This window comes from Kordia sp., from assembly GCF_050633145.1.
Taxonomy (GTDB): domain Bacteria; phylum Bacteroidota; class Bacteroidia; order Flavobacteriales; family Flavobacteriaceae; genus Kordia.
This window is the reverse complement of record NZ_JBOEFY010000058.1, coordinates 27,058-46,380: the sequence shown is the minus strand read 5'-3', so window position 1 is coordinate 46,380 and position 19,323 is coordinate 27,058. Positions and strand designations below refer to the sequence as shown.

Genomic DNA, 19,323 nt, shown 5'->3' with positions numbered 1-19,323 from the left:
TAACAATTTCAATCGTTTTGTCCAAGTAATTAGATTGCCCTATTGTATTGAATTCGATTGATTACTAATTGTACAGTAGTATTTCTAAACAACCAAGTGTTAAAAACTCAACGATTAGACGTTTAAAAAACCGAATTAAAAAATTCAATTCAACCTTTAATTAATCAATAATCATCATTTTAACAGTAGTTTCAAATTGATTAATAACTTTTACAAAATACTGCCCAGATGACAAATTAGATACATCAATCTTTATTTGTTGATTTGTATGATTTTTTTTGTCATACACTTTTTTTCCTGTGACATCGTAGATTAGGATTGTTGAATTACACGGAGATTCCCATTCAATAGTAACTATCTCTGTTGCTGGATTAGGGTACATAGAAAAATCATTTAAGGAAAATTGATCATTTCCTAGTAATGAATCTGATATATCAATATCTTTAAAACTTAACATTCCTATACCATTTTGATTAATAATAAATGGAGTGCTATTAGGATTATGACCTAAATAAGATAGTTTAGGATTAACTTCTGTAATACTTTCAGATAAATTAAGTGTTACAGTGTTTCCTAAAATACATCCGTCTGTAATAACAATATCATCATTACCTTCTATCCAAAAATCATTTTCTACACCATTTTGCCAAGAATATACATCTGATGACGGAATTAAATCAAACTTAATTTGATTTCTCGCAGCATCCGCAAAACGTACATTATCAATATTAGGTGAGTAAATACCACTATCATTAGCTGAATTGTAAAAATCATACGCTACTAAATCATACAACCGTTTAGCCAAATTTGCATAACCGTCTGTTCCGTAATAATGACAATCATCATAACCTTTGATTATAGCATTGGAAGAAATAACCTTTGTATTTGGAAGTAATCCTAATCTTCTATGTGTTTCTGGAGATTGAAAATTCTTTTTGTAATCGGGATACCCTGTAACAGTACAACCATATCTAACTTGGAAAACATAGTACTGATCTGGAGCATAATCTTCTTCCCAAGTTTCATACAAGTTATTAAAGGCTAAGCTATAACTAGCTGTACTTGTAAAAGCATTAGATTCGCCTTGAAACCAGACTATTCCCCTAACGTCTCCACTAGTAAAATTGGCTAGATTATACCTACTTAAAAGTCTTCCATAGTTTGTATTTTGATCTAAAATATTTTCATTATTCCTTAGAAAATGGGAAATAGCTTTGCCTCCTTCTCCTCCATTTAATAATAAAACTGGTACATTTTGATTTGCTATTATTGACGATGCAAAATGATATCCAATTCCACCAAATATAAAAGGATTTGGATTGGAACTCCACTCTTGGGTTTCTAGTAAAAAAGTTCTTATAAAATTATTTTGATAAGGAAATGGTGTGTTGCCATAGGTGTTTCGAATAGCATTAGATTGGCCATTTATTATATAAATATCACCAGCTACTACATTATGGGCTTCTTTTAGTATTAAACCAATATTAGTTTTAAGTTTAAACTCATACTGGAATAATCCAGCCGTAATGTTTTCTGAGAATTCAAAATGAGCAACATTGTCAGTATAAGACAAAGGATGTTGCAAACTCTGTACCAGCACATTGTCCTTATATATTTCTAATATAAAAATCGAAAACCCACTAGAAATTTCAACTTCACCAGAAATATTAATTGTAGCTGTATTGCTAGCAACATCTCTTTTATATAATTGAAAATCTTCAGGGAATTCATGAATAGAAACTTGTGAAAAAACGCAATATGGTAATACAATAAAAAATAACAATATATTATTTAAAGATCTCATTGAAAATTTAATTTGACGAAAAATGTACAAAAGATTTATCAAATCTATCAAATTTCTTCTGTTAGAAAGAAAACATATCTGGATTTTTGAAAATAATATATAAGCGTAATCTTTACCAAAAAAGCGGTTGATTTATAGAAATCAACCGCCTTACAAACCCAACATGTAGATTTCCCAAATCTATCTCCCCAACATTAAAATTTCATTTACCAAAACCTCAGTTACATATTTCGTTTCTCCATCTTCCGTTTCATAAGATCGGTTTGTAAGCTTTCCTTCAATAGCAATTTCTTTACCTTTCAATAAATACTTCTCAACGATTTCTGCCGTTTTGTTCCAGGCGATTAGGGAATGCCAGTAGGTATTTTCAATCTTATCTCCCTGTGCGTTTTTATACGTTTCATTTGTGGCAATAGAGAATTTTGCAATTTTCTTTCCGTCTTCTAAATTGATGATTTCTGGATCGTTTCCTAAATTTCCAATTAACTGTACTTTGTTTCTAAGCGTGTTCATAATAGTATGTTTTAAAAGTTATTATTTTGATTTTGTGATCGAATCATTGTTGTGATTGAACAGTGCAAATATGAAACGACACGCAAATTTTATTCGGTTACAACTCGCTTACTTTCGTTTACAAATATTTGTAGTCGTTTGTAAATGGATAATTTTACCTATATTAGGCATCTATATACCAAATGGGACAAGCTAAAAAAGAGTAGTAATGTTAAGCGGGAATTCGCTTTTTTTTGGAAGTAATTCAGTTCTTTAGTTTACGATTGAAAAGCCATCAAGTTCAGCTTATCAGAGCGTAAGCGATTGCCGATTGAAAAATCAAACTAAAGAGTAATAATATCAAATAACGTGGCGCACCTTGTTAATGTGTAGTAACCCTAACAAAACGGTCAAAACCGAGTGCTATTCCTTAGTTTTTGGCTTAGGAATTGAAACTTTTAACACGTCGTCAAAAGTTCCATCTATTTTTAAAGGTTCGTCGTTCTTTTCGACTTCCTTGTTTTTTTCTTCTTGTTTACTCATAAATAGTATTTTCTTTTAGGATAGTTCCCATTTTAGAAAAATTCAACAGACCAAGCATTATAACACCACCTGCATTAGCTTGTAGAGTTAAATTGCTTATGAATGCTCTAATATAGGGAAATACAATAGCTATTGAATTACTATAAAAGTAAACGGGTATATCTTTACTATCTAAGTCTTTTGAGAACTCAAAGAAAGCTACGCTTGTTACTTTTACAATTTGCTCATCGTGTTTACCGTCTGTTCCAGTAAATTCAATTACAAGCTCAAAAATACCTTGATCTTTATGATAACGCCCTTTTGGATCAAAGTTTAATTTTAACTCTAAATCCTCTTTATCTGATGAGGAATATGAAAAATTAGGAACCATAAATTCCTTAAAACTAAATGATGCTTTTTTTGCTTCTGCCATAGTACAAAATTAAGTAAAAAAAAACTCCAAATCTTTTTTGGAGTCATTTTTGTTTATGTTAAATTTCCACCAAGGTTTGGGTGGTGGAGAATGTATTGTTATCTCATTATCTAAATCGCTTTCTACTTGGATATAACCTATATCTTCGAGTGAATTATAAGTGATGTATTCCTCATCAAAATTAATAAATTCTTCAAAATGTATCTCATTCGCTTCTAATACTGCAAAGCCCTGCACGTTAATTTCTTCAACTTTAATGCTTTCAATCTCAAAAATTGACTCATTAATAGAAATTAAATTATCCTTAGAAATAAACAAAATTTCTTCTTCTGGAAATAATTCTTCAAATTCATCCTCTAAAGAAATTTGTGATAAAACATAATTTTCGTCATTTTCAAATATAATCTTAGGTTGTATATCTATCACATGTGTATTTATAACACTTTTGTATTCGTACTTTATACCAACGTAATTACAGTTGTTATGTAGCTCTTGAAGCTTTTCTTTTAAATATTTTATTGACTCCATCCTATAATTTGCTTTTAATCAAACTTATTACTTCACAGCTTAACGCTAATGCTTTCATGCTTTTTGGCTTATCAATTTCTACATTATGATAATCTGACATAATTCTAAACGTCTTAAGTTCTTTTACCTTATCATTTATTTTTTTAGCGTAAATAAGGTTCTCTTTTTCTGAAATCGCTTTTACAATCAAATCCAAAGGATACTTATGAGAGCTGAGGGCACGCATACCTCCTTGTTTTGATTTCGCAATGTCTTCAGACATTTGACTATAAGATATTATACCTAAAGAGTGTAGCTTTGATTTAATAAATTGCAAACATCCGTAATAGGAACAATGAACACTAGGAGCAAAATTATCTTGATCATCAATCAATACTTTTGCTGCCGCTAAATTAAATTCAGATTTAGATTTAATATAATCCAAGTAGTCGTTTTTCTTTTTTAAAAGTGTGTAAATATATAAAAAGTAATAAATATCTCTACATATATTACGTAAAAACGCTAAAATTGTTACATTTAATCATGTATAATATAACAATAAATAAGATTAAATGTTATTATTTTTCGTTAAATAGCAGTTAATTTCTTTCTTTATGTAAAAATACATAATAAATTCTTTAAATACAAACAAATGTTTACATTTAATTAAACATATTACTGATTTTGTATCAATTCATTATACGTCAAAACACTTTCGCTATCTACTAAAAACTTATCGAATCGCTCTTGACTCGTTAATGTTCTAGTATTGAAACGCGCTGCATACTCGTCTAAATAACGGCTTATGTGTTTATCGCTTACTTGGTGATAAACTCCATATAAACCACGTTTTAAAACGCTCCAAAAGTTCTCAATAGTATTTGTATGTACATTTCCATCAACATAAATATTAAGTGAATGCTTCACGTTGTCATGCGTATACGTTTTATGTAAGCTTCTGTATACTGCTGCTTCATCTGAATAAACCGTAGAACCTTTAGGTACGTGTTTATTTATGAATGCTACCATATTGTTTGCGTCAGCTCTCGGAACGTGTTTTAAAACTACGTTTCCGTTACGCTCTATAAGCCCGACTACTATTTTCTTTTTCTTGTATGGTTTACCCTCATTAGTAAGATTAATATTTTCGTGCGATCTTTTCTTGTTAAGGTGCTTATTTTCTTCTTTCCCACCTATATAAGCTTCGTCAACTTCTACCATATTGTTTTCGCCCAACATTTGCGGGGATTTATCTTTTAGCATTTCACGAATACGGTGTAAAACAAACCACGCGGTTTTCTGTGTAATTCCTAAATCAATCGCTAATTGTACAGAACTGATACCTTTTTTGTGCGTGGTTGCCAAGTAGATAGCAGCAAACCAGATTCTAAACGAAATTTTAGAGTTTTCAAAGATAGTACCAACTTTTACCGTGAATTTCTTATGACATTCTTTATTAGCGCACTTATACCCTCTATTTGTATTGTACACTCTCTCATTACCACAATGAGGGCATACAGGTTTACCATTCCATCGAATTTTTTCGTAGTATTCAATACACGTTTTTTCTTCTCGGAAATAGTCTAGTAACTGTGGTAATGATTTAAAGTTCATAGCTTGATTATTTATATATACAAATATATACGTATTATTTTGTAATCACAACTAAATTTGCAAATATATACGGATTATTTTATATTTGTGAAATGATTAGAGATTTAAAAAGTTTGTATGTTGCTATTGTTGACAACGAAGTAGTTGTTTTTGAAACGAATCTGAAATTGTTTATTGAAGAACTCGGAAAGATTGAAAGTGAAATAAGGAATTATGATTATTACTACAGGCAATTTAAGAAGTCAAGTAAACAATCTTTAGTAAATAGTAATAGTAAGAAATACTATTTGCAGAAGATTCTGTAGTTGCAGTAAAAAACAAAAGTCTTTTTAATATTTAATTGCGGTTTTCCGTAATTTAATCACCTCAATTTGTAGTTATATTTGATTGAACTAAAAAAAAGGGGAGAAATCCCCTATAAAAACAATCATACTTTTGTTATAAGATTTGTAAATTTAAAGCTTTTATTTTGCTTATAACAAATTAATAATCAATCATCTATATGGCTCAAAAAAAAGTAACATTTCACAGATTTCGTTTAGTTAACAAACGCAACCACGAATTAATAGATAATTCAGTGGATTTTGATAGTTTCTTAGAGTGGTTTTCGGGTTTGCCTGTTGATGGAAAAATGTACCGTATTACAAACAACAAGTTTACTTCTTTAGATTACATTCAAAAGTTACCTAATAGAGATTATGACGGAACATTCAGCCTTTACTTAGGTATGTTTAGTACTGGGAATCACGGTTCTAGAAGAGATTTGAAGAACAGTGAAAACAATACTAAAAGACCTAACCCAAAAAGACTAGTAGAAGGGGAAGAACAAGAAAACTATTTTCTCTTAAAACTTACCACTAATGGAAGTGGTGAATTAATCTATCAAAGTGCAGGAAAAGGGGTTAGGGAAAACAATTTTGAAAATTATCTTGACATATTCCTTAATAGATATTTAGTTGACACTGGAGAGGTTAAAGATTTTAATGTCAAGCTAAATCCTATCATAAGTACCGACGATGTTGCGTTGTCTAGATTAGATAGAATTATAAAAACTAGAATATACGTTGATAAAAGTGTTTTAAGTGATGAAGTACTTGGTTATTCTAACAGGTTACTCCAAACTAGGCAAGAATTGTATATTGATGTACGTGCAGAAGTAAGACAGTCTATAAGAGATGTTGTTAATGATTTAAGGCAAGCAATAATGTATAAATCTGAAATTTCTAGTATATGGATTGAGGGTAAAGATATTTACGGAAATCAGTCTAATTTCTTTCTAGATCAAGTAAAAAAACGTACCTTTATAGATGTGGAAATCAATCCGCTAACTGCTGCTATACATAGGGAATCTATGAAATCGCAGCTATTAAATTTACTCTAATGTTTAAAGATTATTTATTACTAATTAATGATTATTTAATGACTCTAGGAAAGGGGGTTTGGTTTGACATTATCACCCCTCTTTTTATAGCGGTTATTAGCTTTTTTTTATTTAAGTATGATATAATTTATCTTTCAAAGGATTTTATAGGAAACGTATTATCGGTACTTGGAATACTAGCTGGGTTTAGTATAACTTCAGTTACAATTTTAACATCCTCTGAAAATGACAAAATAAATGAGTTGAAAAGCTACATGACGGGTAAAGTCGTAGATGGATTAGAGATTAGTAGATTTCGAAAAATATACATAATGATAAGCTATTCTGTTTTAGTAACTCTTTTCGTTATTATACTCAACATAGTAGCTTATTTATTTCCTTGGTCAAAGCTAGGTGTTAATTTAAACTTTTTATATACCCTTAAAACATTAGAACTTTTTTTACTAATTCATATATTTCTACTAAACATTAAAAATATAACTTATCTATATTTTATATTTTTTAACGATACAAATAGAAAAGGTTCTACTCAAAAACCCCCACTTTAGGAGAGCTTTTATTATCTACGAAACTGAAATGTAATAATTTATGAAGTTCTAAAAGATGAAGTTTACTTTTTATTCTCGAATATATCAAGCAACTCCAAACCATTTTTAAAATTCTGCTTAATTTCTTCAATATCCACGACCGAACCCATAGAAGCCATGTTAAGTACATAAAGTTTCATTGATTGCTGCAAAGCATCTTCTAATAAAGGAACTGCTCTACTTTGTGGCGTTTCTGTCTTTACAATCTTTAATGCTTTTATGATAGCGTCTATATTGTCTTGCATCAGTATTATTTTTGGATTATACAAATATAGCATTTTAAAGAAATATATTACGTGTTTTTAATACTTACGGATTCCCGTAAGTTTTTAGTGTTTCGTTTTGTTAGCTTCTACGCCCTAACCAAAAAATCAATCATTATGATAAAAGTATTATCAGTAACAATTAGGAATTTCATATCATCAAACAACAAAAACCCTTCAAGAACTACCGAGTTTGATGAATTAAACAAATATCTTGAAGATGGGTGGAGCGTTATAGGTTATGAGACTGTAAATAGTCCTAATTCATCATATTTCTCTATGGTTTATACTATTACGAAGTAAACTCACTATTATCGTCTCTGTAAAACTCTTTTGACTGATAAAAAGTAATACCTAAGAAACTTAAACGAGTAAGTTTCTTAGGTATATCATAATCTTCTACATTGTTTGTACTTAGTACTGTCTTTTTAAAAATTATCAATTTCATTGTTTCGTTTTTTAAATTTAACTTAGTTGTTACCTAATTAAAGGCTATTTGTGTTTTTTGGGCTTGTCCCATTTGGTATATAGATGCCCTATATTAGACATTTATAACTTATTCATGAATATACATTTAGAAACCGAACGACTTATTATCCGAGGCCTTATAGAACAAGACATTGACGGCATGTTTGCACTTGATTCTGATCCGGAAGTACATAAATATTTAGGCAATAAACCTATCAAACAGAAAGAGGAAGCACTGAAATACATTAAAGATGTAAATAAACAATATGCAGAACGTGGAATCGGACGTTGGGCAATTGAAATTAAAGAAACTGGTGAATTTGTAGGTTGGTGCGGCTTACGATTGTACACAGAATACACATTTAACAACCAAACAAATTTTCACGATATCGGTTATCGATTACGGCGTGAGTTTTGGGGAAAAGGATATGCCACAGAAGCATCTGTTGCGTGTTTGGATTATGCCTGGAATGTTTTAAAACTAGAAAAAGTATACGGAATTACTGAAATGGGAAATGAAGCTTCGCACAAAGTTTTATTAAAAATAGGACTCAATTATATAGAAGATTTTCATTACGAACCAGAAGACAAGATGCTGCGTTGGTATGCAATAAAAAATCCGCAATCATTATGAAAAAATATTTAATAATACTCAGTGACCTATTTCCATTACTTCTTTTGGCAAATGGTGGACCAATCGATGAATCTACGATTAGAAGTGTTGGCGATTTAAAGTTTATAAATACACCTAATATAAATGTAGCTAATGAAGATTTATCTATCAAGATTGATGGTGATTTTGCTGAAGTTAAAGTTATTTATACACTGAAAAATGGCAAGTACAGTGATGAAAACATTTTTTATGCATTTCCTATAGATTTTGGCTTCGCTCAGAGAAATGAAGAAATGGATTGGAATGAAAAAAACGTAAATTTTATCACTTTCAAAAAAAATGATGAACTCTTGACTCAAGAATCACAAATTGATTTGCAAACAAGCAAAGATAGGACACGAAGAAAATGGTACTTCGTAAAGTTTGACATAAAGAAAAATGAAGAAGTGAAACTGGAAGTTCATTATAAATTTAAAGTGGGTTTTGTAGATGCAGCTTTCTCCAAATCTTTCTACCCTATTTTTGATCAACGAACTTTTATTTATGATTTTTCTGCTGCAAAATATTGGGGCTATTCAGAAGCAAAAAGCATGAATATTAAGCTAGACCTAACTTCTTTAAAAAATATTCATGGAGATATTCTTCACATAAAAGGAATCAACTTTAAAGAAAGTGATAACATTTATACTTTTAAATCGAACGATTTTGATTTTGGAAAAGCGCCCAATTTAGAACTAAGCTACAGTATAAAAACATATAAAACTTCAGCTTATTTATTAAAAAAATCAGTGCAAAAAGAGCAGTTAAAAAAAATCTCAGCATCTTCTCAATTAGAACGAAAATATAACAAAGACAATCTGACGGATCTAAATTTTTCAACCTGTTGGTGCGCTAAGAAAAAAGATAAAAACCCAACACTTACGTTTACATTTAAAGATAGTGTCGATATTGCTACGATTATTTTCTCAACAGGATATTTAAAATCGAAAGAAGCTTATTACAACAATAATCGGCTAAAAAAAGTAGCAATTACACAGTATTATACAACATATGGCGGCAAAAAAGAGGAATTCACATATGAACTTGATGTAAAAGATATTCCATATCAAGAAATAGATTTGAATTCTTTTTATGATATGGTACAACATACCGATTCTGGAGACATGCTTCTACTTACTTCAAAAATAGAAATCAAAATTTTAGAAACCTATAAAGGGAAAAAATTCAATGACACATGCATTTCAGAAATATTGTTTGCAGGTTATAGGAATGGTGATGATTAGTGTTTTTTCCGCGGAAGCGATTTCACAAAATCACAAGAAAACCATCAAGATACATTCACTTAAAAGTTTTCCTTTTGTGGCGAATGATTCTATCTATAAGATTGTTCCTGTGTACCAAAAATACGCGTATGACACTAGTTTAGAAATCGTATATAAAACAAAACATGTCGCTAGGAAAGATGCGATAAAAAACCTTTCTGTAGGAACACATTTATTTTCAGAGGCGAAACCAAATAACTTAAAAATTACAAAATTGCCTTTGCATCTTGTTCATGATGAAGTTTACCAAATTATATACACAAAAAATACAGGTTATCTTGGCTATTTGGAAGAGTTATTGAATATTCCTTTTGTGCTTTCGCCCGAATTTTTAACTGAATTTGGACATCAAACGGATTTACGTGTTGCAACTGATTGTGCCGAACTAGCCATTTACGGAAAGCGTAGACAAGGCATGAAAGTTCCGTATTGTGGTCCAAGAAGAATAAAAGAATATCTAGTGAAAACTGATAAAATTGAAAAAGGAATTATCATTCACTTTGGACATCAAGTTTCTGTTTTGTATGAAGATAGAGGCATTAAAAATACAATTGATGGTGACGATTTGCTCATACACGCCTATGATTTAAAAGCTGAAATTATTCCACTAAAAGAAACCAATTTACACAACACACCTTATATTACATACAAATGGAAAAAATAGACGAAAAAAAATGTTTAGAATGCGGCGATCCATTTAAAGGTCGCGTCGATAAAAAGTTTTGCAGTGATTATTGCAGAAACGCATATAACAACCGACTGAATAAAGATGGAAAGAATCTTATAAGAAACATTAACAATCGCTTGCGAAAAAACTGGCGTATTTTAGAAGATTTAAATCTAAGTGGTAAAACTAAAATACCAAAGACTAGACTTTTAGAAAAAGGATTCGATTTTAATTATTTTACTTCAATTTATGTAACAAAATCAAATTCTACCTACTATTATGTATATGACCAAGGTTATTTACCGCTAGAAAACGAGTATTATTTATTAGTAAAAAAGAACTCATGATATGACTAAAAAAAGTGCCGGTGCTATTTTTATTGCTACGGTTATTATCGCTATAGCTGGATCATTGTTTTATAAAAATTATATAAAACAGCAACAAAATAACAAACGGCTCAAGTCATTTGAAAACCTACGATCAACAATCAAGAAAAAAACTTTGGGTTATGAGACACAGCAACATAACGGAGAAAAGGTATACGATTCTTTTTCAGAGATCTCTAAAAAAGAACGTGAAGCAGCTCTAAAAAAAATAAAAGAAGAGATCAAAAAACTGGAAAAGCAAATTAACTAATAACGATCAACATGACACAATTCATCATATTTGGACTTATCATTACCTTCATTCTTACAGTTGTTATTCTTAGCCTTTATTTTAGTCCAAAAAATATAGTTTTACGAGAAGTCAAAAAAATAAGAAGAAAGCCTATTCATAGTGTTCGTAAAAACGAATATGCCAAAGTAATTGGAAAAGCTAAAAGTGCTGATAAACCATTAGTTGCACCATTAAGCAAGCGTAAATGCGTGTACTATGATGTAAAAATCAAAGAAAAAAGAGGAAAACATTGGCGTACTATTGTGGACGATGTACAGTTTCAAGATTTCTTTCTACAAGCAGGAACGGAAAATGCTGTGATTCATTTAAACACACGTCGAAAATCGGAAAAGCGAATTCACCTAGTTGCCGATCATGCGATTAGCTCCGGATTTTTAAACAATCTTGATGAAGAAGCAGCGCATTATTTAAAACAATACGGAAAAAATAGTACAACCACATTTGGCTTCAACAAAACCTTACGTTTTACGGAACGAATTATTGAAGTGGATGAAGAAATTGCCGTAATAGGCATTGGAAAATGGACAACAATTGACACACCAATTGATGGCTATTCAGATTCGAGAGTACTAGCCTTAACGGGAACAGAAAAACAGAAATTACTCATTACAGACGAACCAAAAGCTATGGAACGTGTGAAGCGAAAACTCTAAATCACTTCCAGTTATGTCCTTTTAAATTCATTGCTGCTTTTAAAATATCTTTTTGGCTAATTTGACCTACTAATTTTCCATTTTCTACAATTGGAAAACGTCTTCTTTTAGATTGAATAAACTTATTGGCAGCATCGAAAATATTTAAATTTCCATCAATGGTTTCTACGTTTTTTGCCATGTGTGCTTCAATTTTATTGTGCTCAAACGGCATATTATAATAACGACTATCCGAAATTTGCTTAATGCAATCACCTTCCGAAATAATACCGATCAATTCGTTTTTATCATTCACTACAGGTCCACCAGATATTTTATGCTGAATTAGCTTTTGAATCACTTCTTCTACGGTTTGTTCTGGCTTGAATGTAATTAAGTTTCGCGTCATATAATCGCTTACTTTAAGAGCTTCTGTAGTATTTGTATTTGCTGTTTGGGATTTTCGCGCGCCTTGAAAACTTTTAATTGCCATGTCTTTAGGTTTTAGGTTTTCTTAAAGTTACTCATTTTTAATTAGTTAACCTAAAACATCACTTACTTAACATTTCATCTACAGTTTTTTAGTATTTTTAAGCAACCATTCAATCAATCAAAAATGACTACATCAAAAGCACGTTATACATTTCTATCTTTTTTACTCATTGCTTGTGCTGTATACTACAGTTTTAAAAGTGTAATGCCACAAGCCCTTTCAGAAGAGAATATTCCAAAAGAAGAATTTTCAACCGTTCGTGCCTTTGCACATGTAAATGAAATGGCAAAAGAACCCCATTATGTAGGTTCTAAAGCACACGCAGACGTTCGTAATTATATCATTGCCGAGTTAAAAAAATTAGGGTTACATCCAACAGTACAAGAAGGATTTACACTTGACGATTCGGGAAATATGTCTAAGCCTAAAAATGTGTTAGCGCGCATAAAAGGAAAAAATTCCAGCAAAGCTTTATTATTATTGTCACATTACGATAGTGATCCTCATTCAGCCGTTGGATCAAGTGACGCTGCAAGTGGTGTAGCAACAATTTTAGAAGGAACACGCGCTTTTTTAACCAAAGGCGAACAACCTGAAAACGACATTATTTTATTATTATCGGATGGAGAAGAATTAGGTTTGAATGGTGCCGAATTGTTTGTAAATGAACATCCGTGGGCAAAAGATGTTGGATTGGTGCTCAACTTTGAAGCACGTGGAAGTGGCGGACCTAGTATTATGCTGTTAGAAACCAATGATGGAAATGCAAAACTTATCAAAGCGTTTCAAGATGCAGGTTTAAAATATCCTGTTGGAAATTCGCTTGCCTATAGTATTTACAAAATGTTACCTAATGATACCGATTTGACCGTTTTTAGAGAAGATGGAAATATTCAAGGGTTTAACTTTGCTTTTATTGACGATCATTACGATTATCATACTGAAAATGACACTACAGAAAATTTAGATTTTAATACGTTAACGCATCAAGGAACCTATTTAATGCCGTTGCTTGACTATTTTTCAAAGCAAGATTTAACGCAAATAACAAGCAAAGAAGATTTAATATATTTCAACACTCCATTAGGTTTTCATAGCTATCCATTCAGCTGGATTTTCCCAATACTGATTCTAATCATTGTATTATTTATTGGAGTTTTATGGTATGGTTTTAGGCAAAAAATGCTTTCTCAACAAGGTATTTTGCAAGGTTTTTTACCATTTTTAATTGCGTTGGTAGCAAGTTGTGGTGCTACCATTTTAGGTTGGATTATTGTTAAATGGTTGTATCCACATTATGCAGAAATTCAACACGGATTTACCTATAATGGATATGTGTATATTTCGTTATTTGCCTTTTTATCTTTAGGAATTATCTCTTATACGTATCATAAATTTGGAAAAAAGATAACTGCTGCAAACTTATCAATTGCGCCATTATTCTTTTGGGTTGTTATTACTGCACTCGCAGCTGTTTACTTAGATGGTGCTAGTTTTATAACCATTCCTGTGCTTTTTATGATAATTTCATTGTTCATTCTTATCAAACAAAAAGACAGACCAAGTACTTTATTGTATACTGTTTTAGCATTTCCAGCCGTATTCATTTTAGTACCATTTATCAAATTATTCCCTGTTGGTTTAGGACTAAAAATTATTGCGGTAGTTCCACTATTAATTGTATTAATCTTCGGATTGCTAATGCCTGTTTTCGGATTGTATAAGCGTCCAAAATGGACAGCACGTTTGTTTTTCTTGTTGACTATTATCGCCTTTTTTGTAGCGCATTCAAGATCTGATTTTACTGAAGAACGTCAAAAACCAAATAGTTTGGTATATGTATTAGATGCCGATCAAAATAAAGCTAATTGGAACACGTATGATGGTATTTTGGACGATTGGACAAAGAATTATATTAAAGATGGTAATGTGTCTGAAGCGAAAAATGTAATGGACAGTAAGTATAAGTCTAAAATTACATACACACAAGAAGCACCTGTAAAGCAAATTCCGATGCCATTGATAGAAACTTTAAAAGATACTACATATAACAACTTACGTCATATTGATGTGAAAATTACGCCGCAGCGAAACGTGAATCGTATGGAAGTTTTTACGAACGAAACATTGTATACATCTTTATCTATTAATGGACTTACAGCTAAGCATCCAAATAATGATTGGAAACGTTTAACGAGTTATTACGTATCTGATAATGAACCTTTAGAATTGTCTTTCACAGTAAAGCCTGATGCAAGTCCTGAGTTAATTTTGTATGAAGCGTCTTTTGATTTGATGAAGAATTCACTGTTCTCCATTCCTGCACGTGCTAAAAATATGATGCCAAGACCATTTGTATTGAATGATGCAATTATTGTGAAGAAGACGATTCGGTTTTAGGTGTTTGGTGTTTGGTGTTTGGATATGACTTTTTTCTACCACGAATGCACAAATTGTTCTGTTGTCTGTTGTAAAATATACTTCGGCTAGTAGTTATACTTGTATGTAAAAGTCATTTTTTTGTCAGATGTTAAACCGTTAATTACTACGGAATCAATTAGCTGGTTTTCGCTGTAATAATAATGTATACTATTTTTTCCAGGCATTAATTCGCCACAGCAAAACACAAGATCATTTCCGTATGTGAGTATGATGCGTTTTTTACGATTTATTTTGAATGCTACGTCGCTTACAAGTTTAAATTTACGCACCTGTTTTTTCAATGCAATCGTATCAGTATTAGTCTCTTTTGTGCTTTGTTTTGTATGTTGATTGTATCTGGAAATAAGTGATTTTTGTACAGCTCCGTTTTTTTGGTAGTGAAATGTTTCTTGATAATAGGTCAACGCTGGTGTATGTTGTTTGGTAGCAGTTGTTTTGAGTAAACCACTTTTTGTATAGGTATATTCACCATAATTATTACTGATATTATACAACGCCACAATCAATCCTTGACGGTTTACTTTATATGAATTCTCACCAACAATATGGAGGTTATGAATTTTTTCTTTCGTAAAGGTTTTACTTTTCCCTATTAGTAATTGAGTTGATAAGTATTCGGAAGCATCAAACGATTCAAAACCAGTTTCATCTACTGTTTTTACTGTTTTTATTTTCGGAAGACTGTCTTGTTGCTGAGAAGTTTCAACTGATTTCTTTGGTTGTTGTTCACAATTCAGAAAACACAATACACAACATATAAAACCAATTTTCTTTAACATCTTTAAAAGCTTTTTTAAATATACATTTATAAGTTCAAAATAAAAGATTTAAAAATAAAAAAGCCTGAACTTCAACATTCAGGCTTTCTTTTTATTGTGATTTGATACTTACCAAATTCGAACTCTATCTTCTGGAGCAATGTACATTTTGTCTCCTTCTTTGATATCAAATGCTTCGTAAAAAGCATCGATGTTTTGTAGAGGAACATAGGCTCTGTATTGTCCTGGCGAGTGTGTATCTGTTTTGATACGCGTACGCAATGCTTCTTCTCTCATTTTTGTTCTCCAAACAGTAGCCCAAGAAAGGAAGAAACGCTGTTCTGCAGTGAATCCATCTATTTTGTCTGGTCTTCCGTTTTCTTTGATATGACGTTGTAATCCATCATACGCACCTAAAACACCACCTAAATCTCCAATGTTTTCACCTAAAGTAAATTTACCATTGATAAATACACCTGGCAATACTTCAATAGCGCTGTATTGTGCTGCTAAAGCATTTCCTCTTTTCGTAAATTGTTTTAAGTCATCTTCCGTCCACCAGTTTACTAAGTTTCCGTTCGCATCAAAACGCGCTCCAGAATCGTCAAAAGCATGTGAAATTTCGTGTCCGATTACAGCTCCAATTCCACCATAATTAACAGCATCATCTGCTAAATAGTTGTAGAAAGGTGGTTGTAAAATTGCTGCTGGGAATACAATTTCGTTGTTTAATGGATTAAAGTATGCATTTACCGTTTGTGGTGACATTCCCCATTTTGATTTGTCAACTGGTTTATTGATTTCATCTAAATTTTTTCTGAATGCCCATTTTCCAACAGCAACCATATTGTCATAGTATGAATTTCCTTCTTTTACTCCAAGTTTTGAGTAATCTTCCCATTTGTTAGGATATCCAATTTTAACTGTGAATTTATCTAGTTTTTCAACTGCTTTTTCTTTTGTTTCTGGACTCATCCAGTCTAACGCCATAATTCTGTCTTTGTATGCAGCAATTACATTAGCAATCATTTTTTCTGCTTTTTCTTTCGCTTCTGGCGGAAATTTAGCATCTACATATAATTGACCAATTGCTTCTCCAACAGTTCCGTTTACAGTTGCTAACGCTCTTTCTTTTTCGTCACGCTGTTGCTTTGCTCCGTTTAGTTCTTTAGAATAAAAATCCCAATTTGCTTTGTCTAATTCAGTTGTCAACATTCCTGCTGCACTGTTTAATGTAGACCAACGCATTAAGGTTTTAATGTCTTCTATACTTTCTGTTGTTAGCACTTCTTGTAATGCAGTCATGTATTTTGGTTGCATTACAATTACATTTTCTAATTTTTGGATGTCCAAATCAGCAATCATTTTATTCCAGTCAATAACAGGAGTCATTTCTGCCAATTGAGCTACAGAACGTGGATTGTTAAAGTTACGCATATCTCTACTTTGTACTTTATCTAATCGTGGCGCTGCTAATTTAGTTTCTAAAGCCAATACAGTTTCAGCATCTTTTGTTGCTTTTGCTTCATCGTCTCCTAAATATTGTAACATACGTGAAATGTGTGCTACATATTTAGTTCTGATTTCTTTCGATTTTTCATCTTCATCTAAATAGTAATCTCTGTCTGGTAATCCCAATCCGCCTGGAGTTACATAGGCAGCATTCATACTACTATCACTTAAGTTTGCAAAAGCAGATAATCCCATGAATGGTGCAGAAATTGTTGCTGGGTTTTTTGCCAATACTGTTTGCATGTCTGCGATTGACTTGATGTTTTCAATTGCATTTAAAGCTGGCAGCAATGGTTTAATTCCTGCTTTGTTTCTTGCATCTGTATCTAATATAGAGTTGTATATTAATAATGCTTTTGCCTGATCGCTTCCTGCTGCATATTTTCCACTCTTGTTTGCTTTGTCAAGGATTTCCAGTACATCTCTGTCCGTATCTTTGCGCAATACTCCAAATCCTCCCCAAGATGTTCTATCTGCTGGTATTTCGGTAGTTTCCATCCATTTACCATTTACAAACGTGTAAAAGTCATCTTTAGGACTTACAGATCGGTCCATATAACCTAAGTTGATTCCTTCAACTTTGGCCATAGTCTCCTGTTTTTCTCCTTTTTTCCCACCTACACAGGAAAAAAGAAGTGCACTTGCCGTAAAGCAAAATGCTAGTTTTAAGGTATTTGTCTTCATTTTTAGGTTCTGTTTAATTAGTTCTACGTAGTTTAGTATAGAAAGTGGTATGAATGTTACGAATACACCATACATTAACATTTATTTAAGACGTTTTTATAGCTTAGACTTCACTATAGAGTCATATTCTTTCTTTAGTGCAATTACTTCCTTTACATTATCGTTAGGAATTTCAATAGAAAGTACATAATGTGCTATTTTCCAAGTATCGCCAATTTTTTTGACAACACCAGATCCTCTACACAATTCCATTTGTGTATCTAGCAATTCGTCAAACCAAGCAATATCTCCATATTCTGACATAAATACATTGCGTTCAAGTGCTGTAAAGCTCCATGCTTTTCCTTTGTCGAAATATGGTTTTGAAAACTTTTTAAATTCGGTGTTTTGCCAATTTTCTGTCGGATCAGTTCCTATAAAAATAGCATCATCGGTCATTTTAGAAAAGTAGTCGTCAAATTTAGCATCAGCAGCAGCTTTATGCCAAGCATCTAATACCGTATTGATTTCAGTTTTACTTTTTTCTAAACGAAATTCTTCTACTTTTTGGCGTGCTTTTTCTGTATTGCACGAAATAAGTACAATGAAAGCAACGAATAGGATGGTTTTTTTCAAGATTTAGTGGTTTTGTGGTTTTACTTCTTTAAAAGATTTTTTTGGTAGTTTTTCTTTTTTGGCTTTTTGATTGGGCAATTGCTTTGTATTAACAACTTTCTTTTCCGCATTTACACTATCTGTATCTTTAAACATATCGCCTAATATTTCTTCTGGCTTAATATTGAGAGAAGAAGCTTGTTCTATTTGATAGCAAACCGCATGAAATACTTTGTTCATTTCTACGATTTCTTTTTCTACAAAACTATTTGGAATACTATCGTCTGTAGCATCGTCTTGTAATTTTAGTGCTTTGGTTTTTAGTACGAGGAAACGACTACGGATTTGCATAGCGTTTAACTCTTTGGGATACTTTTTATTTTCAATTTCATCAATATTGTTTGCCAATTGTCCTAAATCTTCTATGATTGCAAAACGTGTACTCGCATTAACGAGTTTCATATTTTCATGAACTGTATTGAATTCTAACCAATCTTGTACTAACTTTTTTTGGTTTGGTGTCAAGCTTTTTAACGTTCCTTTTTTAGGAATGGTTAACTTGTTTTTAGCAAGATATTCTTCTTGGCTCTGCGTTTCTACAGCACGCGCAACCTGTTGTTCTTTTTTACATGCAAAAAGAGTGATGCCTATAAGAACCGATGCAATGATTTTCTTCATTAATTTTTTTACTGTCTATTTTATTTAAAAAAAGAGAAACAAATATAGCTAGTTTTTTAAGTTTGCCTGTATTTTTAACAAAGTTTACCACCCTAATGCATTGTATTTTATGAATTTATCAAAGTTTTGGCTTTTTTAATTAATTTTTCGCATTCACTCGAATTAGATTTTTTTATCTT

General features: G+C 31.6%; 23 protein-coding genes. 10 read left to right on the top strand and 13 right to left on the bottom strand.

Annotated features, from left to right (window positions below):
* Nucleotides 1-160 precede the first annotated feature (160 nt).
* The 6 genes from ACRBBL_RS22545 to ACRBBL_RS22520 form a co-directional block, all read right to left on the bottom strand.
* Nucleotides 161-1,804, bottom strand: coding sequence for a sialate O-acetylesterase (locus tag ACRBBL_RS22545; protein ID WP_431371359.1), 1,644 nt, complete (start codon nucleotides 1,802-1,804; stop codon nucleotides 161-163).
* Nucleotides 1,805-1,984: 180 nt separating this feature from the next.
* Nucleotides 1,985-2,317 (bottom strand): single-stranded DNA-binding protein, encoded by a 333-nt coding sequence (locus tag ACRBBL_RS22540; protein ID WP_298509127.1) that lies wholly within the window; start codon nucleotides 2,315-2,317, stop codon nucleotides 1,985-1,987.
* A 514-nt stretch (nucleotides 2,318-2,831) separates the two neighbouring features.
* Nucleotides 2,832-3,251, bottom strand: a complete 420-nt coding sequence (locus ACRBBL_RS22535) for a hypothetical protein (protein WP_431371358.1) — start codon at nucleotides 3,249-3,251, stop codon at nucleotides 2,832-2,834.
* A gap of 9 nt (nucleotides 3,252-3,260) precedes the next feature.
* Nucleotides 3,261-3,779: a hypothetical protein gene (locus ACRBBL_RS22530; protein WP_431371357.1), complete on the bottom strand. Its 519-nt coding sequence runs from the start codon at nucleotides 3,777-3,779 to the stop codon at nucleotides 3,261-3,263.
* A 1-nt stretch (nucleotide 3,780) separates the two neighbouring features.
* The gene (locus ACRBBL_RS22525; RefSeq protein ID WP_431371356.1) at nucleotides 3,781-4,203 is read right to left on the bottom strand and encodes a hypothetical protein; all 423 of its coding nucleotides are present in this window, start codon (nucleotides 4,201-4,203) and stop codon (nucleotides 3,781-3,783) included.
* 230 nt (nucleotides 4,204-4,433) lie between these two features.
* Entirely contained in the window at nucleotides 4,434-5,372 is a 939-nt protein-coding gene (locus tag ACRBBL_RS22520; RefSeq protein ID WP_431371355.1) for an IS1595 family transposase, read from the bottom strand.
* 92 nt (nucleotides 5,373-5,464) lie between these two features.
* Here ACRBBL_RS22520 and ACRBBL_RS22515 point away from each other — a divergent pair, with 92 nt between their 5' ends.
* The 3 genes from ACRBBL_RS22515 (at nucleotide 5,465) to ACRBBL_RS22505 (ending at nucleotide 7,301) form a co-directional block, all read left to right on the top strand.
* Nucleotides 5,465-5,677 (top strand): hypothetical protein, encoded by a 213-nt coding sequence (locus tag ACRBBL_RS22515; protein ID WP_431371354.1) that lies wholly within the window; start codon nucleotides 5,465-5,467, stop codon nucleotides 5,675-5,677.
* A 197-nt stretch (nucleotides 5,678-5,874) separates the two neighbouring features.
* Complete coding sequence (locus ACRBBL_RS22510) at nucleotides 5,875-6,753, top strand: hypothetical protein (RefSeq protein WP_431371353.1); 879 nt, start codon at nucleotides 5,875-5,877, stop codon at nucleotides 6,751-6,753.
* Nucleotides 6,753-7,301: a hypothetical protein gene (locus tag ACRBBL_RS22505; RefSeq protein WP_431371352.1), complete on the top strand. Its 549-nt coding sequence runs from the start codon at nucleotides 6,753-6,755 to the stop codon at nucleotides 7,299-7,301. The genes ACRBBL_RS22510 and ACRBBL_RS22505 overlap by 1 nt, the downstream gene beginning before the upstream one ends.
* Nucleotides 7,302-7,363: 62 nt before the next feature.
* Here the strand turns inward: ACRBBL_RS22505 and ACRBBL_RS22500 are convergent, their stop codons facing one another.
* Nucleotides 7,364-7,585: a hypothetical protein gene (locus ACRBBL_RS22500; RefSeq protein ID WP_431371351.1), complete on the bottom strand. Its 222-nt coding sequence runs from the start codon at nucleotides 7,583-7,585 to the stop codon at nucleotides 7,364-7,366.
* 310 nt (nucleotides 7,586-7,895) lie between these two features.
* Entirely contained in the window at nucleotides 7,896-8,051 is a 156-nt protein-coding gene (locus ACRBBL_RS22495; protein ID WP_431371350.1) for a hypothetical protein, read from the bottom strand.
* Between the two features lie 114 nt (nucleotides 8,052-8,165).
* Here ACRBBL_RS22495 and ACRBBL_RS22490 point away from each other — a divergent pair, with 114 nt between their 5' ends.
* The 6 genes from ACRBBL_RS22490 to ACRBBL_RS22465 are packed head-to-tail and all read left to right on the top strand — an operon-like array spanning nucleotide 8,166 to nucleotide 12,004.
* Nucleotides 8,166-8,705, top strand: coding sequence for a GNAT family N-acetyltransferase (locus ACRBBL_RS22490; protein WP_431371349.1), 540 nt, complete (start codon nucleotides 8,166-8,168; stop codon nucleotides 8,703-8,705).
* Nucleotides 8,702-9,967 (top strand): NADase-type glycan-binding domain-containing protein, encoded by a 1,266-nt coding sequence (locus ACRBBL_RS22485; protein ID WP_431371348.1) that lies wholly within the window; start codon nucleotides 8,702-8,704, stop codon nucleotides 9,965-9,967. Before ACRBBL_RS22490 ends, ACRBBL_RS22485 begins: the two co-directional genes overlap by 4 nt.
* Entirely contained in the window at nucleotides 9,912-10,670 is a 759-nt protein-coding gene (locus ACRBBL_RS22480) for a hypothetical protein (protein WP_431371347.1), read from the top strand. Before ACRBBL_RS22485 ends, ACRBBL_RS22480 begins: the two co-directional genes overlap by 56 nt.
* Nucleotides 10,658-11,020 carry a hypothetical protein gene (locus ACRBBL_RS22475; protein WP_431371346.1) on the top strand — a complete coding sequence of 121 codons (363 nt, stop codon included), beginning with the start codon at nucleotides 10,658-10,660 and terminating at the stop codon, nucleotides 11,018-11,020. Before ACRBBL_RS22480 ends, ACRBBL_RS22475 begins: the two co-directional genes overlap by 13 nt.
* A gap of 1 nt (nucleotide 11,021) precedes the next feature.
* Complete coding sequence (locus ACRBBL_RS22470) at nucleotides 11,022-11,309, top strand: hypothetical protein (RefSeq protein WP_431371345.1); 288 nt, start codon at nucleotides 11,022-11,024, stop codon at nucleotides 11,307-11,309.
* Nucleotides 11,310-11,320: 11 nt separating this feature from the next.
* A complete protein-coding gene (locus ACRBBL_RS22465) occupies nucleotides 11,321-12,004 on the top strand; it encodes a hypothetical protein (RefSeq protein ID WP_431371344.1) in 684 nt (227 codons plus the stop codon).
* Nucleotide 12,005: 1 nt separating this feature from the next.
* On the opposite strand, the gene ACRBBL_RS22460 is transcribed toward ACRBBL_RS22465, so the two are convergent.
* Nucleotides 12,006-12,476 (bottom strand): CBS domain-containing protein, encoded by a 471-nt coding sequence (locus ACRBBL_RS22460; RefSeq protein ID WP_431371343.1) that lies wholly within the window; start codon nucleotides 12,474-12,476, stop codon nucleotides 12,006-12,008.
* Nucleotides 12,477-12,599: 123 nt separating this feature from the next.
* Between ACRBBL_RS22460 and ACRBBL_RS22455 the strand changes: the two genes are divergently transcribed.
* Nucleotides 12,600-14,876, top strand: coding sequence for a M28 family peptidase (locus ACRBBL_RS22455; RefSeq protein WP_431371342.1), 2,277 nt, complete (start codon nucleotides 12,600-12,602; stop codon nucleotides 14,874-14,876).
* A gap of 86 nt (nucleotides 14,877-14,962) precedes the next feature.
* Here ACRBBL_RS22455 and ACRBBL_RS22450 read toward each other — a convergent pair whose 3' ends face one another.
* From ACRBBL_RS22450 to ACRBBL_RS22435, 4 genes are all read right to left on the bottom strand, one after another.
* Nucleotides 14,963-15,697 (bottom strand): hypothetical protein, encoded by a 735-nt coding sequence (locus ACRBBL_RS22450; RefSeq protein ID WP_431371341.1) that lies wholly within the window; start codon nucleotides 15,695-15,697, stop codon nucleotides 14,963-14,965.
* Between the two features lie 108 nt (nucleotides 15,698-15,805).
* Nucleotides 15,806-17,872, bottom strand: a complete 2,067-nt coding sequence (locus ACRBBL_RS22445) for a M13 family metallopeptidase (protein WP_431371340.1) — start codon at nucleotides 17,870-17,872, stop codon at nucleotides 15,806-15,808.
* A 96-nt stretch (nucleotides 17,873-17,968) separates the two neighbouring features.
* Nucleotides 17,969-18,487: a nuclear transport factor 2 family protein gene (locus ACRBBL_RS22440; protein WP_431371339.1), complete on the bottom strand. Its 519-nt coding sequence runs from the start codon at nucleotides 18,485-18,487 to the stop codon at nucleotides 17,969-17,971.
* A 3-nt stretch (nucleotides 18,488-18,490) separates the two neighbouring features.
* Nucleotides 18,491-19,144 carry a hypothetical protein gene (locus ACRBBL_RS22435; protein WP_431371338.1) on the bottom strand — a complete coding sequence of 218 codons (654 nt, stop codon included), beginning with the start codon at nucleotides 19,142-19,144 and terminating at the stop codon, nucleotides 18,491-18,493.
* Between the last annotated feature and the right edge of the window lie 179 nt (nucleotides 19,145-19,323).